We start from the raw sequence: 428 nt of genomic DNA on the forward strand, positions 1-428 counted from the left end.
TGAACTGCCTCCCGTTTCTTGGACAACAAAAATAAAGTCCAAGAAACAGGAGGCTTTTCATGTCCGTGCATCTGGGAATAAGACACGACCGTTTGCTTCGGAAACAAGCAGCGCAAATGTTTGAGAAAGGATTTGGCTATGGTTTAACCGCCAGCAGGCTTGGTATGTCCGCCGCGACTGTGAGAGAGTGGCAGAAAACGTACCACGTCATCGGGAAGGACGGGCTTCTTACCATGGGAGTAAAACACACCAAATACGACTACGAGACCAAAGTCGCCGCAGCGAAGGCCGTGGTTGACGGTGGGATGAGTAAGCCTGAAGCGATGGCGCGCTTCGGTATTGCAAGCACGACACCGTTGAAGCAATGGTGCAGGCTGTACCGTGAAGGCGGCGCGCAGGCGCTTAAGCCTAAGCCCAAGGGCAGGCCG

The 428-nt window shown here is 54.0% G+C and carries 1 protein-coding gene; it reads left to right on the forward strand.

The features are described from left to right. Positions 1 to 59: 59 nt before the first annotated feature. Positions 60 to 428: helix-turn-helix domain-containing protein (locus tag HMPREF2765_RS00355; protein WP_070604017.1), on the forward strand; the 369-nt coding region annotated here is incomplete at its 3' end.

Origin of the sequence: Rothia sp. HMSC062H08 (genome assembly GCF_001810775.1) — a bacterium.
Classification (GTDB): domain Bacteria; phylum Actinomycetota; class Actinomycetes; order Actinomycetales; family Micrococcaceae; genus Rothia.